This window comes from Gordonia polyisoprenivorans (assembly GCF_017654315.1).
Lineage (GTDB): Bacteria > Actinomycetota > Actinomycetes > Mycobacteriales > Mycobacteriaceae > Gordonia > Gordonia polyisoprenivorans_A.
On sequence record NZ_CP072203.1, the window covers coordinates 1403554 to 1422821 of the forward strand.

19 protein-coding genes are annotated in these 19268 nt (G+C 66.9%); 15 read left to right on the forward strand and 4 right to left on the reverse strand.

Annotated elements, in window-relative coordinates; translation table 11 throughout:
• The first annotated feature begins 19 nt into the window (after positions 1-19).
• From J6U32_RS06315 to J6U32_RS06330, 4 genes are all read left to right on the forward strand, one after another.
• On the forward strand, positions 20-652 hold the full coding sequence (locus J6U32_RS06315) for a type II secretion system F family protein (protein ID WP_208794022.1): 633 nt from the start codon (positions 20-22) through the stop codon (positions 650-652).
• Positions 653-930: 278 nt separating this feature from the next.
• Positions 931-1206: a DUF4244 domain-containing protein gene (locus J6U32_RS06320; RefSeq protein ID WP_208794023.1), complete on the forward strand. Its 276-nt coding sequence runs from the start codon at positions 931-933 to the stop codon at positions 1204-1206.
• Positions 1206-1619: a TadE family type IV pilus minor pilin gene (locus J6U32_RS06325; protein ID WP_208794024.1), complete on the forward strand. Its 414-nt coding sequence runs from the start codon at positions 1206-1208 to the stop codon at positions 1617-1619. The genes J6U32_RS06320 and J6U32_RS06325 overlap by 1 nt, the downstream gene beginning before the upstream one ends.
• Positions 1620-1621: 2 nt before the next feature.
• On the forward strand, positions 1622-1987 hold the full coding sequence (locus J6U32_RS06330; RefSeq protein WP_208795980.1) for an Rv3654c family TadE-like protein: 366 nt from the start codon (positions 1622-1624) through the stop codon (positions 1985-1987).
• A 16-nt stretch (positions 1988-2003) separates the two neighbouring features.
• On the opposite strand, the gene J6U32_RS06335 is transcribed toward J6U32_RS06330, so the two are convergent.
• Together J6U32_RS06335 and J6U32_RS06340 are read right to left on the reverse strand one after the other, a co-directional pair.
• Positions 2004-2585 (reverse strand): hypothetical protein, encoded by a 582-nt coding sequence (locus J6U32_RS06335; protein WP_208794025.1) that lies wholly within the window; start codon positions 2583-2585, stop codon positions 2004-2006.
• 142 nt (positions 2586-2727) lie between these two features.
• Positions 2728-5088 carry a DEAD/DEAH box helicase gene (locus J6U32_RS06340; RefSeq protein WP_208794026.1) on the reverse strand — a complete coding sequence of 787 codons (2361 nt, stop codon included), beginning with the start codon at positions 5086-5088 and terminating at the stop codon, positions 2728-2730.
• A 406-nt stretch (positions 5089-5494) separates the two neighbouring features.
• Here J6U32_RS06340 and J6U32_RS06345 point away from each other — a divergent pair, with 406 nt between their 5' ends.
• The 3 genes from J6U32_RS06345 (at position 5495) to topA (ending at position 9800) form a co-directional block, all read left to right on the forward strand.
• Complete coding sequence (locus J6U32_RS06345) at positions 5495-5698, forward strand: cold-shock protein (RefSeq protein ID WP_004022110.1); 204 nt, start codon at positions 5495-5497, stop codon at positions 5696-5698.
• A 157-nt stretch (positions 5699-5855) separates the two neighbouring features.
• Complete coding sequence (locus tag J6U32_RS06350) at positions 5856-6449, forward strand: hypothetical protein (RefSeq protein ID WP_208794027.1); 594 nt, start codon at positions 5856-5858, stop codon at positions 6447-6449.
• 258 nt (positions 6450-6707) lie between these two features.
• Positions 6708-9800, forward strand: a complete 3093-nt coding sequence (gene topA, locus J6U32_RS06355) for a type I DNA topoisomerase (protein WP_208794028.1) — start codon at positions 6708-6710, stop codon at positions 9798-9800.
• Positions 9801-9850: 50 nt separating this feature from the next.
• On the opposite strand, the gene J6U32_RS06360 is transcribed toward topA, so the two are convergent.
• The gene (locus tag J6U32_RS06360; RefSeq protein WP_244332891.1) at positions 9851-11335 is read right to left on the reverse strand and encodes an adenylate/guanylate cyclase domain-containing protein; all 1485 of its coding nucleotides are present in this window, start codon (positions 11333-11335) and stop codon (positions 9851-9853) included.
• A gap of 171 nt (positions 11336-11506) precedes the next feature.
• Here J6U32_RS06360 and J6U32_RS06365 point away from each other — a divergent pair, with 171 nt between their 5' ends.
• Positions 11507-12790: a DNA polymerase III subunit delta' gene (locus tag J6U32_RS06365; protein WP_208794029.1), complete on the forward strand. Its 1284-nt coding sequence runs from the start codon at positions 11507-11509 to the stop codon at positions 12788-12790.
• Positions 12791-12812: 22 nt separating this feature from the next.
• On the opposite strand, the gene J6U32_RS27265 is transcribed toward J6U32_RS06365, so the two are convergent.
• Positions 12813-13220: a hypothetical protein gene (locus tag J6U32_RS27265; RefSeq protein WP_244332649.1), complete on the reverse strand. Its 408-nt coding sequence runs from the start codon at positions 13218-13220 to the stop codon at positions 12813-12815.
• Positions 13221-13361: 141 nt separating this feature from the next.
• Here J6U32_RS27265 and J6U32_RS06375 point away from each other — a divergent pair, with 141 nt between their 5' ends.
• The 7 genes from J6U32_RS06375 to J6U32_RS06405 all read left to right on the forward strand — a co-directional run bounded on the left by J6U32_RS06375 (position 13362) and on the right by J6U32_RS06405 (position 19129).
• Entirely contained in the window at positions 13362-14207 is an 846-nt protein-coding gene (locus tag J6U32_RS06375) for an ABC transporter ATP-binding protein (protein ID WP_208794030.1), read from the forward strand.
• Positions 14200-14988, forward strand: coding sequence for an ABC transporter permease (locus J6U32_RS06380; RefSeq protein ID WP_208794031.1), 789 nt, complete (start codon positions 14200-14202; stop codon positions 14986-14988). The genes J6U32_RS06375 and J6U32_RS06380 overlap by 8 nt, the downstream gene beginning before the upstream one ends.
• Positions 14985-15788 carry an ABC transporter permease gene (locus J6U32_RS06385; RefSeq protein ID WP_208794032.1) on the forward strand — a complete coding sequence of 268 codons (804 nt, stop codon included), beginning with the start codon at positions 14985-14987 and terminating at the stop codon, positions 15786-15788. Before J6U32_RS06380 ends, J6U32_RS06385 begins: the two co-directional genes overlap by 4 nt.
• A gap of 88 nt (positions 15789-15876) precedes the next feature.
• Positions 15877-16980, forward strand: coding sequence for an ABC transporter substrate-binding protein (locus J6U32_RS06390; protein ID WP_208794033.1), 1104 nt, complete (start codon positions 15877-15879; stop codon positions 16978-16980).
• A 416-nt stretch (positions 16981-17396) separates the two neighbouring features.
• Complete coding sequence (locus J6U32_RS06395; protein ID WP_208794034.1) at positions 17397-17591, forward strand: hypothetical protein; 195 nt, start codon at positions 17397-17399, stop codon at positions 17589-17591.
• 7 nt (positions 17592-17598) lie between these two features.
• Positions 17599-18039, forward strand: coding sequence for a nitroreductase family deazaflavin-dependent oxidoreductase (locus tag J6U32_RS06400; protein WP_208794035.1), 441 nt, complete (start codon positions 17599-17601; stop codon positions 18037-18039).
• A 106-nt stretch (positions 18040-18145) separates the two neighbouring features.
• Positions 18146-19129, forward strand: a complete 984-nt coding sequence (locus tag J6U32_RS06405; RefSeq protein ID WP_208794036.1) for a TauD/TfdA dioxygenase family protein — start codon at positions 18146-18148, stop codon at positions 19127-19129.
• Positions 19130-19268: the final 139 nt, after the last annotated feature.

Genomic DNA, 19268 nt, shown 5'->3' on the forward strand with positions numbered 1-19268 from the left:
TGCGCATGGGAGTGGCCCGGTGAAGGCCGTGGCCGTGCTCCTGATGGCCCTCGCCTGCTGGATCTGGCCGGCCGCGCGTTGGCGTCTCTACCGGGTGATCGATCTGCCCGCACCGCCCACGCGGGAACCACGATTCCTCGGGGTGAGCGACCGCGGGGCCGACCCGTTCGCCACCGCGGCCGCACTGGACCTGCTCGCGGTGTGCCTACGCGCCGGACTACCGGTGGCACAGGCGATCCGGGTCGCGGCATCGAGTGCACCGCCGTCCCTGGCGCGGCCGTTGACCTCGACCGCAGAACTCCTCGAACTCGGCGCCGACCCGGACCGGGCCTGGGCTGCTCCCGAGGTGTCACCGGGTGCCCGACGACGTCGGCGGCGGGCGTCGTCGACCGACCTCGGCGCCGAATGTTTCGCGGATCTGACGATGCTCGCCCGACGGTCGGCGCGAGCCGGGTCGGCACTCGCCGACGGGGTCGGCGAACTCGCCGAACACCTCCGCCGGCGTGCCCACGACGAAGCGCTGGCCCGCGCCGAGCGGGCCGGGGTGATGGTCAGCGGCCCATTGGGTTTGTGCTTCCTGCCGGCGTTCATCTGTCTGGGCATCGTGCCCGTGGTCATCGGCCTCGCGTCGCAGACCCTGGGAGGTCTCTAGGGCGTGTCTCCCAATTCCCTTTGCGCGTCTTTGCGGCTCGATGGCCCCCTGGCGGCGTTGTCGTCGGTCACGATAGCTCCGCTATCGCTCCCCTTCGAGGCTCGTGCCTCGCACCTCAGGACGGCGCCTCCTCCGCCTTGCCAGGAAACCATCGACCTCGCAAATCCATCGCAGAGGAATTGGGGGACACGCCCTAGAAAAACTTGCGCCGGGAGGGAGCCAAATCGCCGCCCGCTGCGTCCAATTACCGCAACGTCCGAACCCCGAAAGGAAAAACCATGTCACACACCATGAATCAAAGCCCTCCCGACGATGCCGACCCCATCGAGAACCCACGCGGTGTTCCCGGCTTCCGCGCTGCGGGTGACTGGCTCAACGCCCAGACGTTGCGCCTGATCAGCGACGAGGAGGGAATGAGTACCGCCGAATACGCCATCGGCACCATCGCTGCCGCAGCATTCGGGGCGATCCTCTACACCGTCGTCACCGGCAACGACATCGTTTCCGCACTCACCGGGATCATCAACAAGGCCCTCAACACCTCGGTGAGCTGATGGGAGCGCGGCGTCGGGGCGTGGCGCGACGTGGCGTGCTGCGACGTGTCTTGGACGATGACGCGGGCATGGTCACCGTCGAGGCGGCGTATGCGATCGCCGCGATCGTGGCCGTCCTCATCCTGGGTGTCGGGGCGATCGGTGCGGTGATCGCCGAGATCCGGTGCACCGACGCCGCCCGTGAGGTCGCGCGGTTGACCGCGGCCGGTGACGCCGGGGCGCGGGCGGCCGGAGCCCGGCTGGTCGGCGCCGACGCGACCATCGCGGTGAGCGAGCAGGGCGGCAAGGTCGTCGTCTCGGTCTCCGACCGGGTGCTGTCGCTGCCCGGGCTGACGATGTCGGCCCGGGCGGTGGCGGCCAAGGAGCCGGACGGCTCCGATCAGGTCGACATCGCGCCGGGGGTGACGCCGTGAAAATGCTTGTGCGCCTTGCCCGTGACGATCGTGGTTACGCCACCGTCGCCGCGGCCGGGGTCATCGTCGGGGTGGTGTCGGTCCTGGTGATGCTGGTCTACGTCGGTGCGGCGGTGATCGCCCGGCACCGGGCGCAGTCGGCCGCCGACCTCGCGGCCCTCGCTGCGGCCATCGATCACGTCTCCGGTGACGGTGATGCGTGCGCAACCGCCCGGGAGGTGGTCGACGATCAGCGTTCGGGGGTGGTGCTGCGTCGGTGTCGGACCGACGGCGCCGACATCGTCGTCGAGGTAGGCGTGCCGATCACGCTGGGGCTCTTCGGTTCTCGTGATGCGTCGGCGGCGGCGCGGGCGGGTCCGGCACAGTGAACCAACCCGAAGTGCTCTAACCGATGGCGTCGTCGCCGACGATGATCCGCTTCGGGTACACGCGCACCGAATGCATCGGCGCGAACCACACCTGACCGAAATACACCGACGTGTCACCCCGGTAGGCCAATTCCAGGACGCCGTCGCCGTACGCGGTGCGGATTCGCGGGCGCACCGCGCTGACGAACGGCGCCCAGTGCACCACCTCGCCCTCGGTGAGGAAGCCGCCCGCAGCTGCCCAGGTGTCACCCGAGGAGCCTTCGGAAATCGCGAGGTACACCTCACCGAGCGACGGGCTGATCCGGGGCCCGACCATGGCGCTCTGCAGATACCACTGCGCGGTATCGGCCACGGCCGGGTTCTCCAGGCTGGCCGACGCCCACGCGAAGTGGATGTCGAGGGCGTCGAGTGCCTCGGCCTCGGAGAAGAACACGTCGCTCTCACCGATCGTCGACGGCATCCGGTCGGGTTCCTGGGTGGGGCGGGCGAGCAGGAAGTACACCGGGCACGGCCGCAGGATCGTGCCCTGCGCCCTGGTGTGTCCGGCGTCCCGGTCGAGCCCGGCTTCCCCGTCCTGCCCGGCATCGCTGTCCTGCATTGGTCGATTATCGCCGAGAAACGAGGGTTTGGTTCCCTCCGACACGGAATTCACCGAGACGCCTTGATGATTCACGAGGGCGAAGGCTGCGCACGGGGCGCTGACCTGCGTCGACGATGCTCGGACGGGCGCAGGTGGCGTCTCACCCTGCGAGCAACGCCGACAGCAGCGACAAGGTGGTGATGGCTCCGGCCTTGTCGAGTGGATCGTTTCCGTTGCCGCACTTGGGGGACTGCACGCACGACGGGCAGCCGCTCTCGCAGCCGCAGCCGGCGACGGCGTCCCGGGTGGCGGCGATCCAGGCGGCGAATTCGGTGTAGCCGCGTTCGGCGAACCCCGCGCCGCCCAGATAGCCGTCGTAGACGAACACCGTCGGCAGTCCGGTGTCGGGGTGCAGGTTGGTGGAGAGCCCACCGATGTCCCAGCGATCGCACGTCGCGATCAGCGGCAGCAGACCGATGGCGGCGTGTTCGGCGGCGTGCAGCGAGCCGGGCAGGCGGGTCGCGTCGATCCCGTCGGCGGCGAGGACCTCCGGCGGCAGCGTGTACATCACCGCGCGGGTGTGCAGGGTCTGACGTGGCATGTCGAGTTCGACGGCGTCGAGCACCTCGCCGGAGAGCAGCGTACGGAGATAGCCGACGACCTGATGGGTGACGTCGACGTCGACCAGCGCTGTCCGCAACACCCCGTGATCGGTGGCGGCGACGACGTCGGTGATGGTGATCTCGGTGGTTTCCCGCGCCGAGGTCGTCCAGTCCGGCTCCTCGGGGTGGGCGAGCGCCAGTCCGTCGTCGAGGTCGAGTTCGTCGACGACGTAGGTGCGGCCCTGATGGATGTGCACGGCCCCGGGATGCACGGTGGCCGGGGCGCGTCCGGCGTCGACGGTGCCGAGTAACTCCGAGGTGGTCGCGTCGACGATCAGGATCTGTCCGCCGATGCCGCCGCGAATGTCGATGTCGCCGTGCGGATCCACCCCGGGCGCGGCATACCAGCCGGCCTTGCGCCTGCGCAGCAGCCCCTGCGCCGCGAGATCGGCGACCAGCTCGCCGGCGCGCCATTGCTCGATCTCGGCGTCTTGCAGCGGGAATTCGGTTGCCGCACAGAGTAGGTGGGGGCCGAGGATGTAGCGATTGGTCGGGTCGATGACTGGCGCCTCGACCGGCGTGCCCAGCAATGCCTGCGGGTGATGGACCAGATAGGTGTCGAGCGGATCGTCGCGGGCGACGAGCACCACGAGCGCGTCGCCCGAGGTGCGCTGACGACCGGCACGCCCGGCCTGCTGCCAGAACGATGCGACGGTGCCCGGGTACCCGGCGATGATGACGGCGTCGAGGCCGCTGATGTCGACGCCGAGTTCGAGTGCGTTGGTGGTGGCCACGCCGACGAGTTCGCCGGAGGAGATGGCCTGTTCGAGTTTGCGCCGGTCCTCGGCGAGGTATCCGGCACGGTAGGCGGCGACCTTGTCGACCAGTTCAGGGGCGCTGTGCGCCAACAGATCACGGGCGCCGAGTGCGGTGATCTCCACTCCGCGCCGACTGCGCCCGAAGCACAGCGTGCGTGCGCCCTCGATGACGAAATCGGCGAGTAGTCTTGAGGATTCGGCGCCCGCGGACCGGCGGACCGGTGCACCGTTCTCGCCGCTGATCCCCGGCACGAAATCGGGCTCCCACAGGGCGATGGTGCGTTCGCCGCGCGGCGATCCGTCCTCGGTCACCCCGACCGCCGGTTCGCCGATGAGTCGGGACAGCGCAGCCGCCGGGTCGGCGACGGTCGCGCTCGCCGCGATCACCGTCGGATTCGATCCGCACGCACGTGCCAATCGCAACAACCGCCGCAGGACCAGCGCCGTGTGTGAACCGAACACCCCACGGTAGTAGTGACATTCGTCGATCACGATGTATCGCAGGTGCCGGAAGAACTGCCGCCACTGTCCGCGCACCGGGCCCGTCGACGAGCCGCCGCCACCGGAGAGCACGCCGGTGAGTATCCCGATGTGCAACATGTCGGGGTTGGTGAAGATCCACCGGGAATGTGTGCGCGCCCAATGCCGTATGTCCGGATCGGTGTCGCCGTCGTAGGCGCACGGTGCGAGGTGTGCAAAGGGTCCGCGGCCGGCGGTCAGTGCGGAGACAGCCCGGATCTGGTCGGCGCCGAGAGCTTTGGTGGGAGCCAAATACAGTGCGGTGGAGTGTGGTTCGGTGAGGAGCGTATTCAGGATCGGTAATTGGTAGGCCAGTGATTTCCCGGACGCGGTGCCGGTGGATATGGACACGTGCCGACCCGAGTGTGCATGTTCGGCTGCCGCTGCCTGATGAATCCATGGTTTCGTGATGCCGTTTGCCTCGAATGCCTCGCGCACGTTCTCGTCGACCCATTCCGGCCAGTCGGTGAAAGTCGCTGTGCGCGATGGGATGACGGACAGGTGTGTGACAGGACCAGAGTCCGCTTCGGTACCGGCGAGGGAGCGGCGGAGGAGTTCGGTTCCGAAGGTGTGCAGGCTCATAACTCTTTGTTGTCGTCTGTGTCGCGTGAAGTCGAATGTGGTTCTCGTGCTCTGCGACGGGAATTCGAGACCGGATCGATATGTGGCGCTCTGGCGTGACGCCCGCGCAGATGTTACCGCTTGATGTCAATCGGCTGTAATCGTCCACATTTTCGTTCCCACTGGTCCTGTGACTATCGCATCGGTGTCAGACGTGATTGACTATGTGCGGCCGCAGCTTCTTCCGATGCATCGTCACTGCGGTGATCGGGGGAATCGGGTTGCAGCCGTGGTACTGAGTTATTCCCTCACCGAACCGCGTCCACGGTTCACCGGGGTTTCTTCGAGGTATGGCGGTCAGAACCGGCCACGGTGCGAGTACATCTCGTATCGGTGTCAGATCGAATGAATGTGAAGGATTGCAGTAATGGCACAGGGAACTGTGAAGTGGTTCAACGCGGAAAAGGGCTTCGGCTTCATCGCTCCTGACGAGGGGTCCGACGACGTGTTCGTCCACTACTCCGAGATCCAGGGATCCGGTTTCCGCACCCTCGAAGAGAACCAGCGCGTCGAGTTCGAGGTCGGGCAGGGCACGAAGGGCCCACAGGCGACGGGCGTCCGCGCCGTCTGATAGGCGACCTCGCGGCAACGCGAAGAGTTTGTCTTGAACCGCTCCCGGTCTGGTCATCCAGACCGGGAGCGGTTTTCTCTGCCCGCCCCCGGGGTTCATCGCGACCCGGGTGGCGCGCGGGGCCACCGGTATCGCGCGGCGCAGTAGTCTCATAGCCGTGGGTCAGTTGGCGTTCTTCTCCGCGGAGACCGACGAACCGACGATCGACGACCTGGCGGGTCTGCTCGCCGGTCCCGGGCAGTCGGCGCCGGTGTATGCCGGGGCGGAGCTGATCGGTACGCGCGTGTCGGTCGTCGTCGCCGAACTGTGGCGTGCCGATGCGATCGCCGAGCAGGTGCGGACGGTCGGTCTCGAGGCCGAGGTCATCGCCTCCGACGAGGGCAATCCGCTGGCGCGCACCGCGCCGAGTCCGGATCTCGACGAATTGCACCGCCGCTGGTCGACGGGTGCGGTCAAGACGATGCCCGCCGCGTGGGTCCCGACACCGCATGCGTTGCGGTTCTGGGTACTGGCGGCCGGCCGCACCGACCCGACCGGACAGTATCTCCTCGGGCTCGACGCGCATTGCCCGGACTCGCATTCATTGCTTGCCACTGCATTGATGCGGGTCGGCATCGCTCCGACCCTCGTCGGCAACCGGATCGGGGCGCCCGCGCTGCGGGTGGGGCGTCGCCGACTGGCGCGGTTGGCCGAGTATGTCGGCCCGCGGCCACCCGGTGCGTCGGCTCGCGAGTGGCCTGGTGCCGACTGATCGCCGAGACGCCCGCGTCCGTCGGGTCCCTGCATCGGAGCCACGCCGATGACGCCAAAATGTGATGCATGCTTCACAGCCGTCTGACCAGGTGATTCCTTAAAAGAATGAGAGATGTCCGGTCCGTCGGGTATACCTTGCCGGGAATTCGGATGTGCAATAGGCGCTATCTATAAGGTACAAACCCACTGAACGAACAAGAGCGGCTCCGGGCACAATCACCCGCCCGGTGACCGACTCGATAGCGAAGGACCCCCGTTGGCCGAGACCAGCACCACAAGCCCCACGAGCGGCAAAGCGATCCGACGACTCGTGATCGTCGAGTCGCCCACCAAGGCGCGCAAGATCGCCGGGTACCTGGGATCGAACTATGTGGTCGAGTCCTCCCGTGGGCACATCCGGGACCTGCCGCGCGGCGCCGCCGACGTCCCGGCCAAGTACAAGGGTCAGTCGTGGGCGCGGCTCGGGGTGAACGTCGACGAGAACTTCGAACCGCTCTACGTGGTCTCACCCGACAAGAAGTCGACGGTCACCGAACTCAAGTCGCTGATGCGCGACGTCGACGAGCTCTATCTCGCCACCGACGGTGACCGCGAGGGTGAGGCGATCGCCTGGCACCTGCTCGAGACGCTCAAGCCGAAGATCCCGGTCAAGCGGATGGTGTTCCACGAGATCACCGAGCCGGCGATCCGGGCGGCCGCGGAGAACCCCCGCGACCTCGACATCGATCTCGTCGATGCCCAGGAGACCCGCCGCATCCTGGACCGTCTCTACGGCTACGAGGTCTCCCCGGTGCTGTGGAAGAAGGTCATGCCGAAGCTGTCGGCGGGCCGTGTGCAGTCGGTGGCCACCCGGATCATCGTCGAGCGCGAACGCGAGCGGATGGCGTTCGTCTCGGCGGAGTACTGGGACATCGATGCGACGATGAACGCCGCCGGGTCGCAGGAGGACGCGTCCAATCCGCGGAGCTTCTCCGCGCGCCTGGTCAATGTCGACGACGCCCGTGTCGCGACCGGCCGTGATTTCACCCCGAAGGGTGTGCTGAAGAAGGCCGACGGCGTCATCGTCCTCGACGAGTCCCGGGCCACCGCGCTGGCCGGTGCCCTCGACGGCGCCGACATGACCGTCACCTCGGTCGAGGAGAAGCCGTACACCCGGCGGCCGTACGCGCCGTTCATGACCTCGACGCTGCAGCAGGAAGCCGGCCGCAAGTTGCGGTTCTCCTCCGACCGCACGATGCGCATCGCGCAACGCCTGTACGAGAACGGCTTCATCACCTACATGCGTACCGACTCGACGACGCTGAGCGAGTCGGCCATCAACGCCGCTCGTACCCAGGCGCGAGAACTGTACGGTGACAACTTCGTTCACCCGACCCCGCGGCAGTACACGCGAAAGGTCAAGAACGCCCAGGAAGCTCACGAGGCGATCCGCCCGGCCGGTGAGACATTCCGGACTCCCGGCCAGGTCGCCGGTCAGTTGGAGACCGATGAATTCCGTCTCTACGAGCTGATCTGGCAGCGTACGGTGGCCAGCCAGATGGCCGATGCCAAGGGCACCACGCTGAGCCTGCGGATCACCGGAACCGCCTCCAGCGGCGAGGAATGCACCTTCGCCGCGTCGGGTCGCACGATCACCTTCCCGGGCTTCTTGTCGGCCTACGTCGAGACCGTCGACGATCAGGCGGGCGGCCAGGCCGACGACGCCGAGAACCGTTTGCCGCAGCTGACCGAGGGCCAGTCGTTGACCGCCTCGGAGCTGCGGGCCGACGGCCACTCCACCAACCCGCCCGCCCGCTTCACCGAGGCGTCGCTGGTGAAGGTGCTCGAGGAGCTGGGCATCGGTCGCCCGTCGACGTATGCCTCGATCATCGGCACCATCCAGGACCGTGGCTACGTGGTCAAGAAGGGCAACGCGCTGGTGCCCTCGTGGATCGCGTTCGCCGTCGTCGGCTTGCTGGAGGCCTACTTCGAGAGCCTCGTCGACTACGACTTCACCGCGTCCCTCGAGGACGATCTCGATCAGATCGCCAATGGCCAGGAGAACCGCACCCGGTGGCTCACCGAGTTCTACTTCGGTGATTCAGCCGCGAATGCCGAGCATGACGCGGAAATAGCCGGCTCGGATATCGCCAGGCACGGCGGCTTGAAGAAGCTCGTCGGGGTCAATCTCGAGGAGATCGACGCCCGCGAGGTCAACTCGATCCGCCTGTTCGACGACGAGCAGGGCCGACCGGTCTATGTGCGCGTCGGACGGTTCGGGCCGTACCTCGAACGCAACGTCGCCGCGAGCGCCGACGCCGAACCGGACCTGCAGCGGGCCAACCTGCCCGCCGACATGACTCCCGACGAGCTCACCCTCGCCGTGGCGGAGAAGCTGTTCGCCACCCCGCAGGAGGGACGCACACTCGGCACCGATCCGGTGACCGGGCACGAAATCGTGGTCAAGGAGGGCAGATTCGGCCCTTATGTGACCGAGATCCTGCCTGCCGAGGACGACGGTGACGATTCCGGCTCGGCCGGCGCGCCGGCGACGATCCCGGCCGGGCCCACCCCGCGTGACGGTGGCGGCGCCGGTGACGGAGAGATCGTCCCGCTCGACGACACCCCGGCCGGCACGGGCGGATCGACCTCCGGCGGTTCGACGGCCACCAAGACCGCCGCAAAGAAAGCGGTCGCCAAGAAGACCGCTGCGAAGAAGACCGCCAAGAAGGCCGCGGGCCCCAAGCCGCGGACCGGATCGCTGTTCAAGACCATGGACATCTCCACCGTCACGCTCGACGACGCGCTGAAGCTGCTGTCGTTGCCGCGCGTGGTCGGCGTCGATCCGGCGTCGAACGAGGAGATCACCGCCCAGAACGGCCGCTACGGCCCGTACCTGAAGAAGGGCACCGACTCGCGGTCGCTGACCAGCGAGGATCAGTTGTTCAGCATCACCCTCGACGAGGCCCTCAAGATCTACTCCGAGCCCAAGCGTCGAGGCCGGGCCGCTGCCGCTCCGCCGCTGCGTGAACTCGGCAAGAACGACGAGGTCAGCGGACAGCCGATGGTGATCAAGGACGGCCGTTTCGGCCCGTACGTCACCGACGGCGAAACCAACGCCAGCCTGCGCAAGGGCGACGAGGTCGCCTCCATCACCCCTGAGCGGGCAATGGAGTTGCTCGCGGACCGCCGCGCACGCGGACCCGCCAAGAAGGCCACCAAGAAGGCCGCGAAGAAGACGCCGGCCAAGAAGACCGCCGCCAAGAAAACGGCGGCGAAGAAGACGGCCGCCAAGAAGACCACCGCAAAGAAGACCACCGCAAAGAAGACTGCGGCCAAGAAGACGGCACCTGACGCGTCGGAGGACTGAGGGGTCCGAATCCGGCCCCGGCCGGATGTACGTGCCCAGGTGAGCCGTGCTCAGGGCACCTCGGTGACCGGGATCGGGCTGGTGTTCATGGGGTCGACGTGTGGGCGCGCCAACAGGGTTTCGATGCCGCGTCCGCGCAGTTCGACGCCTTCACCGATCTCCCAGTACTCGGCCTCCTCGTGCGAGGCCAGGAACACCGCACGAGCCGACCCGAGCACACGTGTCGGCTCGTCCTTGGCGAGCTCGGTCAGCCGGGCGGCCTCGTTGACCGGGTCGCCGATGACGGTGTACTCCAGGCGCTGTTCGGAACCGATGTGGCCGGCGATCGCCTTGCCCGCCGACACCCCGATGCCGATGTCGGTGTCGCCGAGGGTCTGGTAGAGCTCGATGCGCAGCTCGCGCGCCGACGCCAGTGCGCGACCGGCGAAGTCCTCGAGATCCAGGGGCGCACCGAAGATCGCGAGTGCGGCATCGCCTTGGAATTTGTTGACGAAGCCGCCGTGCCGCCCGACCACCGCCACCACCACACGGAAGAACTCGTTGAGCATGTCGACGACCTCTCGCGGGGGCCGGTTCACCGCCAGGCGCGTCGAGCCGACGATGTCGACGAATAGCACCCCCACGTAGCGTTCCTCGCCGCCGAGTTCGGTGCCGATTTCGATGGCCCGTCGTGCGACGTCCTCTCCGACGTAGCGGCCGAACAGGTTGCGCAGCTGCTGACGTTCGCGCAGATCGGCCACCATGTCGTTGAAACCGGCCTGCAGCAGGCCGAGGTCGGAGCCGTCGTAGATCTTCACCGCGGCGTTCAGATCGCCCGCGGACACCTTCGACTGCGCACGGCGAAGTTGTTTGATGGGGTCGTTGATCGCCGCCACCACGCGCACGATCGCGAGCAGGCTGAAGGCCAACGACGCCAACGCCATCCACAGGATCGGCCGTTGCAGCCCGGCGGCGTCGGTCTCGATGAAGTTCAGCCGTTGCATCGTGATCAGCCCGATGATGACCATCATCGGCGCCACCACACTGATCACCCAGAACACGGTGATGCGGGTGGTGACCCCCGGTGCGATCGCGTTGTCGGGGTTGTTGGCCATCGCCGCTACCGTGATGGGCCGCAGCACCTTCTCGAACTGGAGGAAGCTGAGCACACAGGTGACGATTGCGCCGATGAAGCTGGCCATCGCGACGATGAACGCATCCCGGTGCGAGACAGTCAGATTCACGCAGGTGAACAGGATGCCGCCGACCAGCCACATGCCGACGTTGACCGCCGACAGCAGCATCGGCAGTTGTAGGGCACGCCGCCGGGCGCCCTCGTTGTCCAGGCGGGTACGGCGCCGATGCCAGATCAGCACCGGCAACGACAGTTGGATGCTGAAGACCGCCCCGACGATCATGGCCACCACGAGGTAGGCGGCGAAGATCGCCTGATTGAGGGTGGTGATCTCGTCGAAGCGGAACGAGTCGCTTGCGGGCATCCCGAACCGCAGGAAAGCGAAGGTGAACAATGCTCCGACGAGGTTGGCGCGCAGCATGTCGAGCGCAAGGATCGGCCACGGGGTGCGGATCAGCCACTTCCCCGTGTGCAGGGCTTTTGACACCCTCGACCGACGCTCAATCACGTCAACTACGGTAGCTGGCTGCTTGCAATTGTTAAACGCGGTCGACGAATCGGACGTGTCCGACGTGCGGTTTAGGGTGTGGGTGTGACAAATGTCTTCGACCGGATGATCGGGCAGACGACGGTCATCGCCGACCTGCGTGACGCCGCCCGCGCAGCGCGTGGCCTGGCGAATCGACTCGACGAGCACGCCGCCGGTGCCGTCTCGATGTTCGGTGAGGCCGACGGCAACGAGGATCTCGGCGATCCCGCGCGGTCGTCGATGACCCACGCATGGTTGTTCACCGGACCGCCGGGCAGCGGTCGGTCGGTGGCCGCGACCTGTTTCGCCGCTGCGCTGCAGTGTCAGGACCCCGACGTCATCGGTTGCGGCGAGTGCCGCGCCTGTTCGACGGTGATGGCGCAGACCCACGCCGACGTCCGCAACATCGTGCCGCAGGGATTGAGCCTGTCGGTGGACTCGATGCGTGAGATCGTGCAGGTCGCCTCGCGTCGTCCGGGCACGGGCCGCTGGCAGATCGTGATCGTCGAGGACGCCGATCGGCTCACCGAGCAGGCCGCGAACGCGCTGTTGAAGGTCGTCGAGGAACCGCCCTCACGTACGGTCTTCCTGCTGTGCGCCCCGTCGGTCGACCCCGAGGACATCTCGGTCACACTGCGCTCGCGATGCCGGCACATCGCCTTGACCACCCCGTCGACCGCCGACATCGAGCGTGTGCTCGTCGATCGCGACGGCATCGACGCCGAGGCGGCCCGCTGGGCGGCGTCGGTCTGTGGCGGCCACATCGGGCGCGCGAAGCGCCTGGCCACCGACCCCGACGCCCGGGCGCAACGGGAATCGGCGCTCGGGATCGCGCGGGCGGCCACCCGCGACTCGACGGCGTACAAGGCGGCCGAGGATCTCGTGCGTTCGGCCGAGACCGCGGCCAAGGCGATCAGTGCCGAGCTCGACGAGGCCGAGACCGAGGAACTCAAGACCGCCCTCGGTGCCGGCGGCACCGGCAAGGGCACCGCTCGTGCACCACGCGGGAGCGCCGGGGCGTTGAAAGAACTGGAGAAGCGCCAGAAGTCACGCGCCACCCGGGTCGGCCGTGACGTCCTCGATCGGGCCCTGGTCGACCTCGCCGCCCTCTACCGCGACGCCCTGGTGCTGTCGATGGGTGCGCAGGTGACCGCCATGCACCCCGACAAGACCGACGACACGACCCGGCCGATGGCCTCGTATGCCAGTCCGGAACAGTTGCTGCGATGCGTGGAGGCGGTGCTGGAATGCCGCGAGGCGCTCGACGTCAACGTCAAACCGAAGTTCGCCGTCGACGCGATGGTCGCACGGATCGGGCTGGCGATGCGGTCGTCCGAGCGGGTGTGAGTCCGCGCGATCGGGCCCTCGCTCAGGCGTCGCCGTTGCGCTTGGCGAGTTCGCGGACCCGGTTGAGTTCGGAGATGTTGCCGAAGATCGCGATCCAGTTGTAGGCGAGACACGAGATGATGCCCCACCAGCCCAGCGTGAGGCAGTGCGTCTGTGCCGCCCAGAAGGCCTTGCGGATCTCGGGCCAGGTGCCGACCGTCTGCTTGGGGCTGGTCAGCGCCACGACCACCATCCCGGTGTGCCGCTTGAAGACCGCGCGGTACGCGCCCGTTGGTGCACCGCGGTACGCGCCCGGCGGGTGGGGCTGACCCGGGTACGGCCCGGCATACGGTTGCTGCGGGTACGGCTGTGGTTGTGGGTACGGCTGTGGCGGACCCACGTAGGGCTGTTGCGGGTACGGCTGGCCCGGATGGTGCTGCGGTGCGTTCATCGTCATTCCCCTCCTACTGATTCCCCTCCTACTGCGACGGCTCACACGCTAGGGCACGTGGACCTGAATCCGGGGCGTGCGTCGTTCAGGTGGACGAACTCGGTTACGCGTCGGTAACCCGACAGAAACGACGCCCTCCTAATGTGGCGTCGCATGGTTCCCGCCACGCCGCGCCCACCCGGCACCGGACTCGACATCACCGGACTCACCAAGGAATTCACCACTCGAACGATCCGCGGATCGTCGACGGTGACCGCCCTCGCCGAGGTCGACCTCAAGACCTCGGAAGGGGAGTTCTTGTCGCTTCTCGGTCCCTCGGGCTGCGGAAAATCCACGGTTCTGCGCATCCTCGCGGGTTTGGAGTCCCCGACGTCGGGGACCGTACTGATGAACGGGCAGTCCCCGAAGGAGTTGCAACGTAATCACGAACTCGGGATCGCCTTCCAGGACTCGGCGCTGCTGCCGTGGCGGTCGGTGGAGTCCAACATCAAGCTGCCCCTGCAGGTGGGTCGTATGCCCGCCGCCGATGGGCTCGTCGCCGACCTCATCGAGCTCGTCGGACTCACCGGATTCGAGAAGGCCAAGCCCGCGGTGCTCTCCGGCGGTATGCGCCAGCGGGTTTCGATCGCCCGCGCGCTCGTCGTCCGCCCGACCGCGTTGTTGCTCGACGAGCCGTTCGGCGCGCTCGACGACATGACCCGACAACGACTGAACATCGAATTGCTGCGTATCTGGACCGAGAAGCCCGCCACCACGCTGATGGTCACCCACGGGATCGCCGAGGCGGTGTTCCTTTCCGACGTGGTCGCGGTGATGAGTCCGCGGCCCGGACGCGTCATCGAGACGGTGCGCATCGATCTGCCGCGCCCCCGGACCCCGGAGATGATGCGTACACCCGAGTTCCACGCGATCCACGATCACCTCTCGGGCTTGCTGTTCGGCGCGAAGGGCGCCGATCCCGCTGCCGCGGAGGCTGTGGGTGGCTAGCATCTCGGCGTCGCGCGCGGGTGCCGGCCGGTGGGCCGCGGGCGCGATCGGCATCGTCGGTCTGATTCTGCTGTGGTGGATGGCCGGTGCCCTGCAGTGGTTCCACGGCACCATCCCCACCCCGTGGGCGGTGTGTACGGCCATCGGCGACAAGGGTTCTGCGTTCTACGTCGACAATTTCTCGGCGACCATCTCGCTGGCGTTACGCGGATTCCTCTGGGGTAACGCGCTGGCGATCGCGCTCGCGGTGCTGGTGATCGTCGTGCCGCCGGTCGAGGGCCTCGCCACCCAACTCGCGATCATCTCCTACTGCACGCCGATCATCGCCGTCGCACCGATCGTTCAGGTGGCCTTCGCGGAGGTACAGACGATGATCGTGTTCCTCGCGGCGATCTCGGTGTTCTTCACGACGATGATCGGCACCCTGTCGGGGTTGCGTTCGCCGCACAAGGGCAGCCTCGATCTGGTTCGGGTGTACGGCGGCGGACGTCTCGTGCAGCTGTGGCGGGTCCGCTCGGTCGCCGCGCTCCCGAATACGTTGGCCGCCATCAAGATCGCCGCCCCCGCCGCGGTGCTGGGTGCGGTACTCGGCGAGTTCCTCGCGATGCCTGAACAAGGTGCCGGACCGGCGATGATCATCGCCCAGCAGGCCGGCGACATCCCGCAGGTGTGGGCGATCGCGCTGCTCGCCGGGCTGGTGGCAGGTATCGGTTACGCGGTCGTCGCGGTGGTGGCGCGGTTCGTCACGCGGTGGTCGACGGGGTTGGCGGTGCTCGGATGAGCGCCGGGGCCGGAAGTCTTTGGGCGGTAGCGAGATTCCTCGGATCGCTGCTCGCCTCGCTGATCCTGATCCTGGTGATCTGGTGGCTGTTCCTGTTGGCCTTCCCCGACATCGGACCCATCATCGGGCGCACGCCGGCCGACGTCTACGCCTACCTGTTCACCGCGCCCGACGCGGCGGATTCGCGTCACCAGATCCTCGCCGACCTGTGGATCACCCTCAAGGATGCGGCGGTGGGCTTCGTCACCGGCATGATCGCCGCGGTGCTGGCCGCCGCACTGTTCGTCGTATACCGCCCGGCCGCACAGACATTCATGCCGATCGCGATGCTCCTGCGGTCGGTGCCACTGGTCGCGATGACCCCGCTGATCACGCTCGTCGTCGGGCGCGGTGTCGCCGTCGTCGCGGTGATGGGTGGAATCGTCGTGTTCTTCCCGGCACTGGTCATGATCATGACCGGGCTGTCCAACGCCCCAAGACATCTCGACGACGTCATCGCCGTCTACGGCGGCGGCCGATGGACCGCGCTACGACGCTCAGCCGTGCCGTCGGCGGTGCCCGCACTGTTCAGCGCGGCCAAGGTGTCGGTGCCCGGCGCGTTCATCGGCGCGACCGTCGCCGAGTGGCTCGGAACCAACAAAGGTCTGGGAGCCACTCTGCAGCAAGCTCTTCCGGCCGCCGCCTACGACCAGTTGTGGGCGTCGGTCGTGGTGATCACGGTGTCGTCGATCATCGTCTACGCCGTGGTCGGCGTGATCGAGACGGTGGTGCTGCGGCAGATGGGCATGAGCGAGAACTGATCGAACCACCGTCCCGGGCCATTGTCGCCCCGGGAGGAACCAACAGGTAGAAGACCCGGCACAGCCCGGAAAGAGGGGACACCACACCATGAATCAGCACCACACCGCTCAGCGCGGAACCGCCGGTCGGAGCGCCGGATTCGATCGCCGATCCTTTCTTCGCTACACGCTGATGGCAGGTGGGGCAGCGGGTGCGCTCGGCGCCGCCGGTGTGCTGTCGGCCTGCAGCAGCGGCAGTTCGGGCGGCAACGGGGCGTCGTCGACCAATCCGAAGGTCCAGCTGTCGTGGCAGAAGAACATCGAATTCGCCGGTGAGTACTGGGCATTGGAGAAGGGGTACTACCAGAAGGCGGGCGTCGGCACGCCGGAACTGCTCACCGGCGGTGGTGCGGGTACCGGCGTGGAGACGGGTCTGACGTCGAACAAGGTGTGGATCGGCATGACCGCCCCGCAGCTCACCGCTCCGGTCATTCTGCAGGGCGCGAAGCTGAAAACCGTTGCGGCAACCTTCCAGAAGAACCCGTTCTGCATCGTCTCCTCGGCGGCCAAGCCCATCAACACCCCGCAGGAGATGAAGGGTAAGAAGATCGGTGTGCAGGCCTCCAACGAGAACGTCTTCAAGGCGCTGCTCACCGCGAACGGTCTCACCGAATCCGACGTCCAGAAGATCACCGTGCAATACGACCCCACCCCGCTGACCAAGGGTGAGGTCGACGGCTGGGTCGCCTACATCACCAACGAGCCGATCACGCTGGCCGAGCAGGGTTTCGAGAACAAGGCGTTCCTCTTCGCGGACTTCAACCTGCCGCTCGTCGCCGAGACCCTCGTCGTGCGCCAGGAGACCATCGACAACGAGCGCGACAAGGTGAAGGCCTTCCTCAAGGCCGACATCCAGGGGTGGTACGACGCCGTCGCCGATCCCGCGGGCTCGGCGAAACTCGCCGTCACCAAGTACGGCAAGGATCTCGGACTCGACGAGGCCGAACAGGTCAAGGAAGCGACCGCCCAGAACACTCTCGTCGTCTCCGACGACACCAAGGCCAACGGGCTGCTCACCATGACCGACGCGTTGATCGCCGAGAACATCGAAGCCCTCGCCAAGGCCGGCTACCAGATCAAGCCCGAGCAGATCTTCGACATGTCGCTCATCAAGGAGGTCTACGAGGAGGACCCGACCCTGAAGCGGGCCTGATCACCATCCCAACCGCTGGTCGATCGCTCCTGCCCGACACCCGACCATCCCATCCCGATGGTCGATCACTCCTGCCCGACGCCCGACCATCCCATCCCGATGGTCGATCACTCCTGCCCGACGCCCGACCATCCCATCCCGATGGTCGAGGTGCGGAGGAGCGATAGCGACGGAGCCTCGAGACCCGTTGCACCGGTGAGTATCCGGTCCCGCAGGCACCGGAATCATCACCACCGCAACAGGTCTCGAGACCCAGCCGCCTCCGATTCCGCCGCGCCGCACCGAACGGCGACCATCGACCGGGCGCCGTTTCTCGTCGACCGGGCGTCACAATCCGCCCACCGGGCGTGCTCCGATACGCTGAAGGTCTGCCCGGTGCACCGCGGCCCGGGCGAACTGTGACGAGGAGTGACGACATGTCCGAGTTCATCAAGAAGATCAAGGACGAGGCCAAGGCGGTCGAGGCCGCGATCGACAACGAACTTACCGTGCTCGAGGGCGTCCCCGGCTATGACCCGCTCGCCAAGGACGAGGACGAATCCGACGACGCCAGCGCGACCGCCAGCGACGACACCGAGGGTGGCGGCTCCCCGGTCGACGAGTCGAAATAGCGCACCCGTGTCGGTGTCGACCGACCTGTTCGTCACCGCGCTCAAGGCGCATCAGTGGATCTACCAGCACAGTCATGGTCTGATCGGGCACCGTCTGCTGATGGGTAACCCGACCCTGCTGCTGCACATGACCGGACGCAAGAGCGGGCAGCCACGGACGACGGCGTTGACCTATGCCCGTGACGGCGAGACCTATCTCGTCGTCGCCTCCAACGGCGGGTCACCGCGCCCGCCCGCATGGCTGGCCAACCTGAAGGCCATCCCGGACGTCGAGATCCAGGTCGGCCGTCGCCATGTCGCGGTCACCGCCCGCGCCACCTACCCGGACGACCCGGACTACGCCCGACGCTGGCAGCTCGTCGACGACGTCAACAAGGGGCGCTACGCGCAGTATCAGAGCAAGACCACGCGTCCCATCGCGATTGTCGAGCTGACCCCGCGGGTGTGATCCATCGCGTCGTCGGGCGCCGACGTTGGAATCACCCTGAGCCAGATCATGCGTGTTCGCCGCGCGTCCACGGAGAGTGGGTGGCGACGAACGAAAGGTGATCGCAATGACATTGGCTCAAATCGATGCCCGCACCGACCGCGCGGCCGCCGCCGAACAGCTCTACCGGGACGCAGGCATCACCGTCACCAAGCTGGGGGAGCATATCGGCGCCACGATCGACGGTGTGCGCCTCGGCGGGGACGTGCCGACCGAGCAGGTCGAGGCCATCCGCACCGCTCTCGCCGTGAACAAGGTGGTGGCGTTCTCGGGGCAGGAGCACCTCGACGATGCGAGTCAGTATGCGTTCGCCTCGTTGCTCGGTGAGCCGACCGCGCCGCATCCGACGGTCACCTCTCGCGGTGATCAGCTGTTGACGATCGAAGGGGCCGCCAACAGCTGGCACTCCGACGTCACCTTCGTCGACCGCATCCCCAAGGCGTCGCTGCTACGCCCGATCGTGCTGCCGACGTACGGCGGTGCGACCACATGGGCCTCCACGGTCGCCGCCTACGAGCAGTTGCCTACGCCGTTGCGGGCGCTCGTCGAGAATCTCTGGGCCACTCACTCCAACCTCTACGACTACGTCAGCCAGAAGGAGCCGTCGGGCGGTATCGACGTCGTCCAGAAGCAGGAGCACTACGCCGAGTTCACCAGTACCGAGTACGAGACCCTGCATCCCGTGGTGCGCGTGCATCCCGAAACCGGTGAGCGCAGTCTCCTCCTGGGGCATTTCGCCAAGGAGTTCCGTGGACTCAAGGCCTCGGAGTTCGCGAACCTCTACCACTTACTGCAGGATCGGATCACCAAGCTGGAGAACACCTTCCGATGGAACTGGAGCTACGGTGACCTGGTCATCTGGGACAACCGCGCCACCCAGCACTACGGCATCTCCGACTTCGGTGACCAGAAACGTCAACTGCACCGGATCACTCTCGCCGGCGACGTACCCGTCGACATCCACGGCCAGAGCAGCCGGATTCTCCAGGGCGACGCCTCGCACTATTCGTCGGTGGAGCAGTCCCGGCGGCTGGAGGTCTTCGCTGCCTGAGTGTCGCTCATCTGTGAATGAACTGAGAGAATGCTGAATCAACTGTGGTCGGGTTCCCGAGGGAATCCGGCCACAGTCGGCTGTCGCCTGCGGGTTTCGACCTGTCACTCGGCCGGACGATCCTGAGAGAGATTTTGCT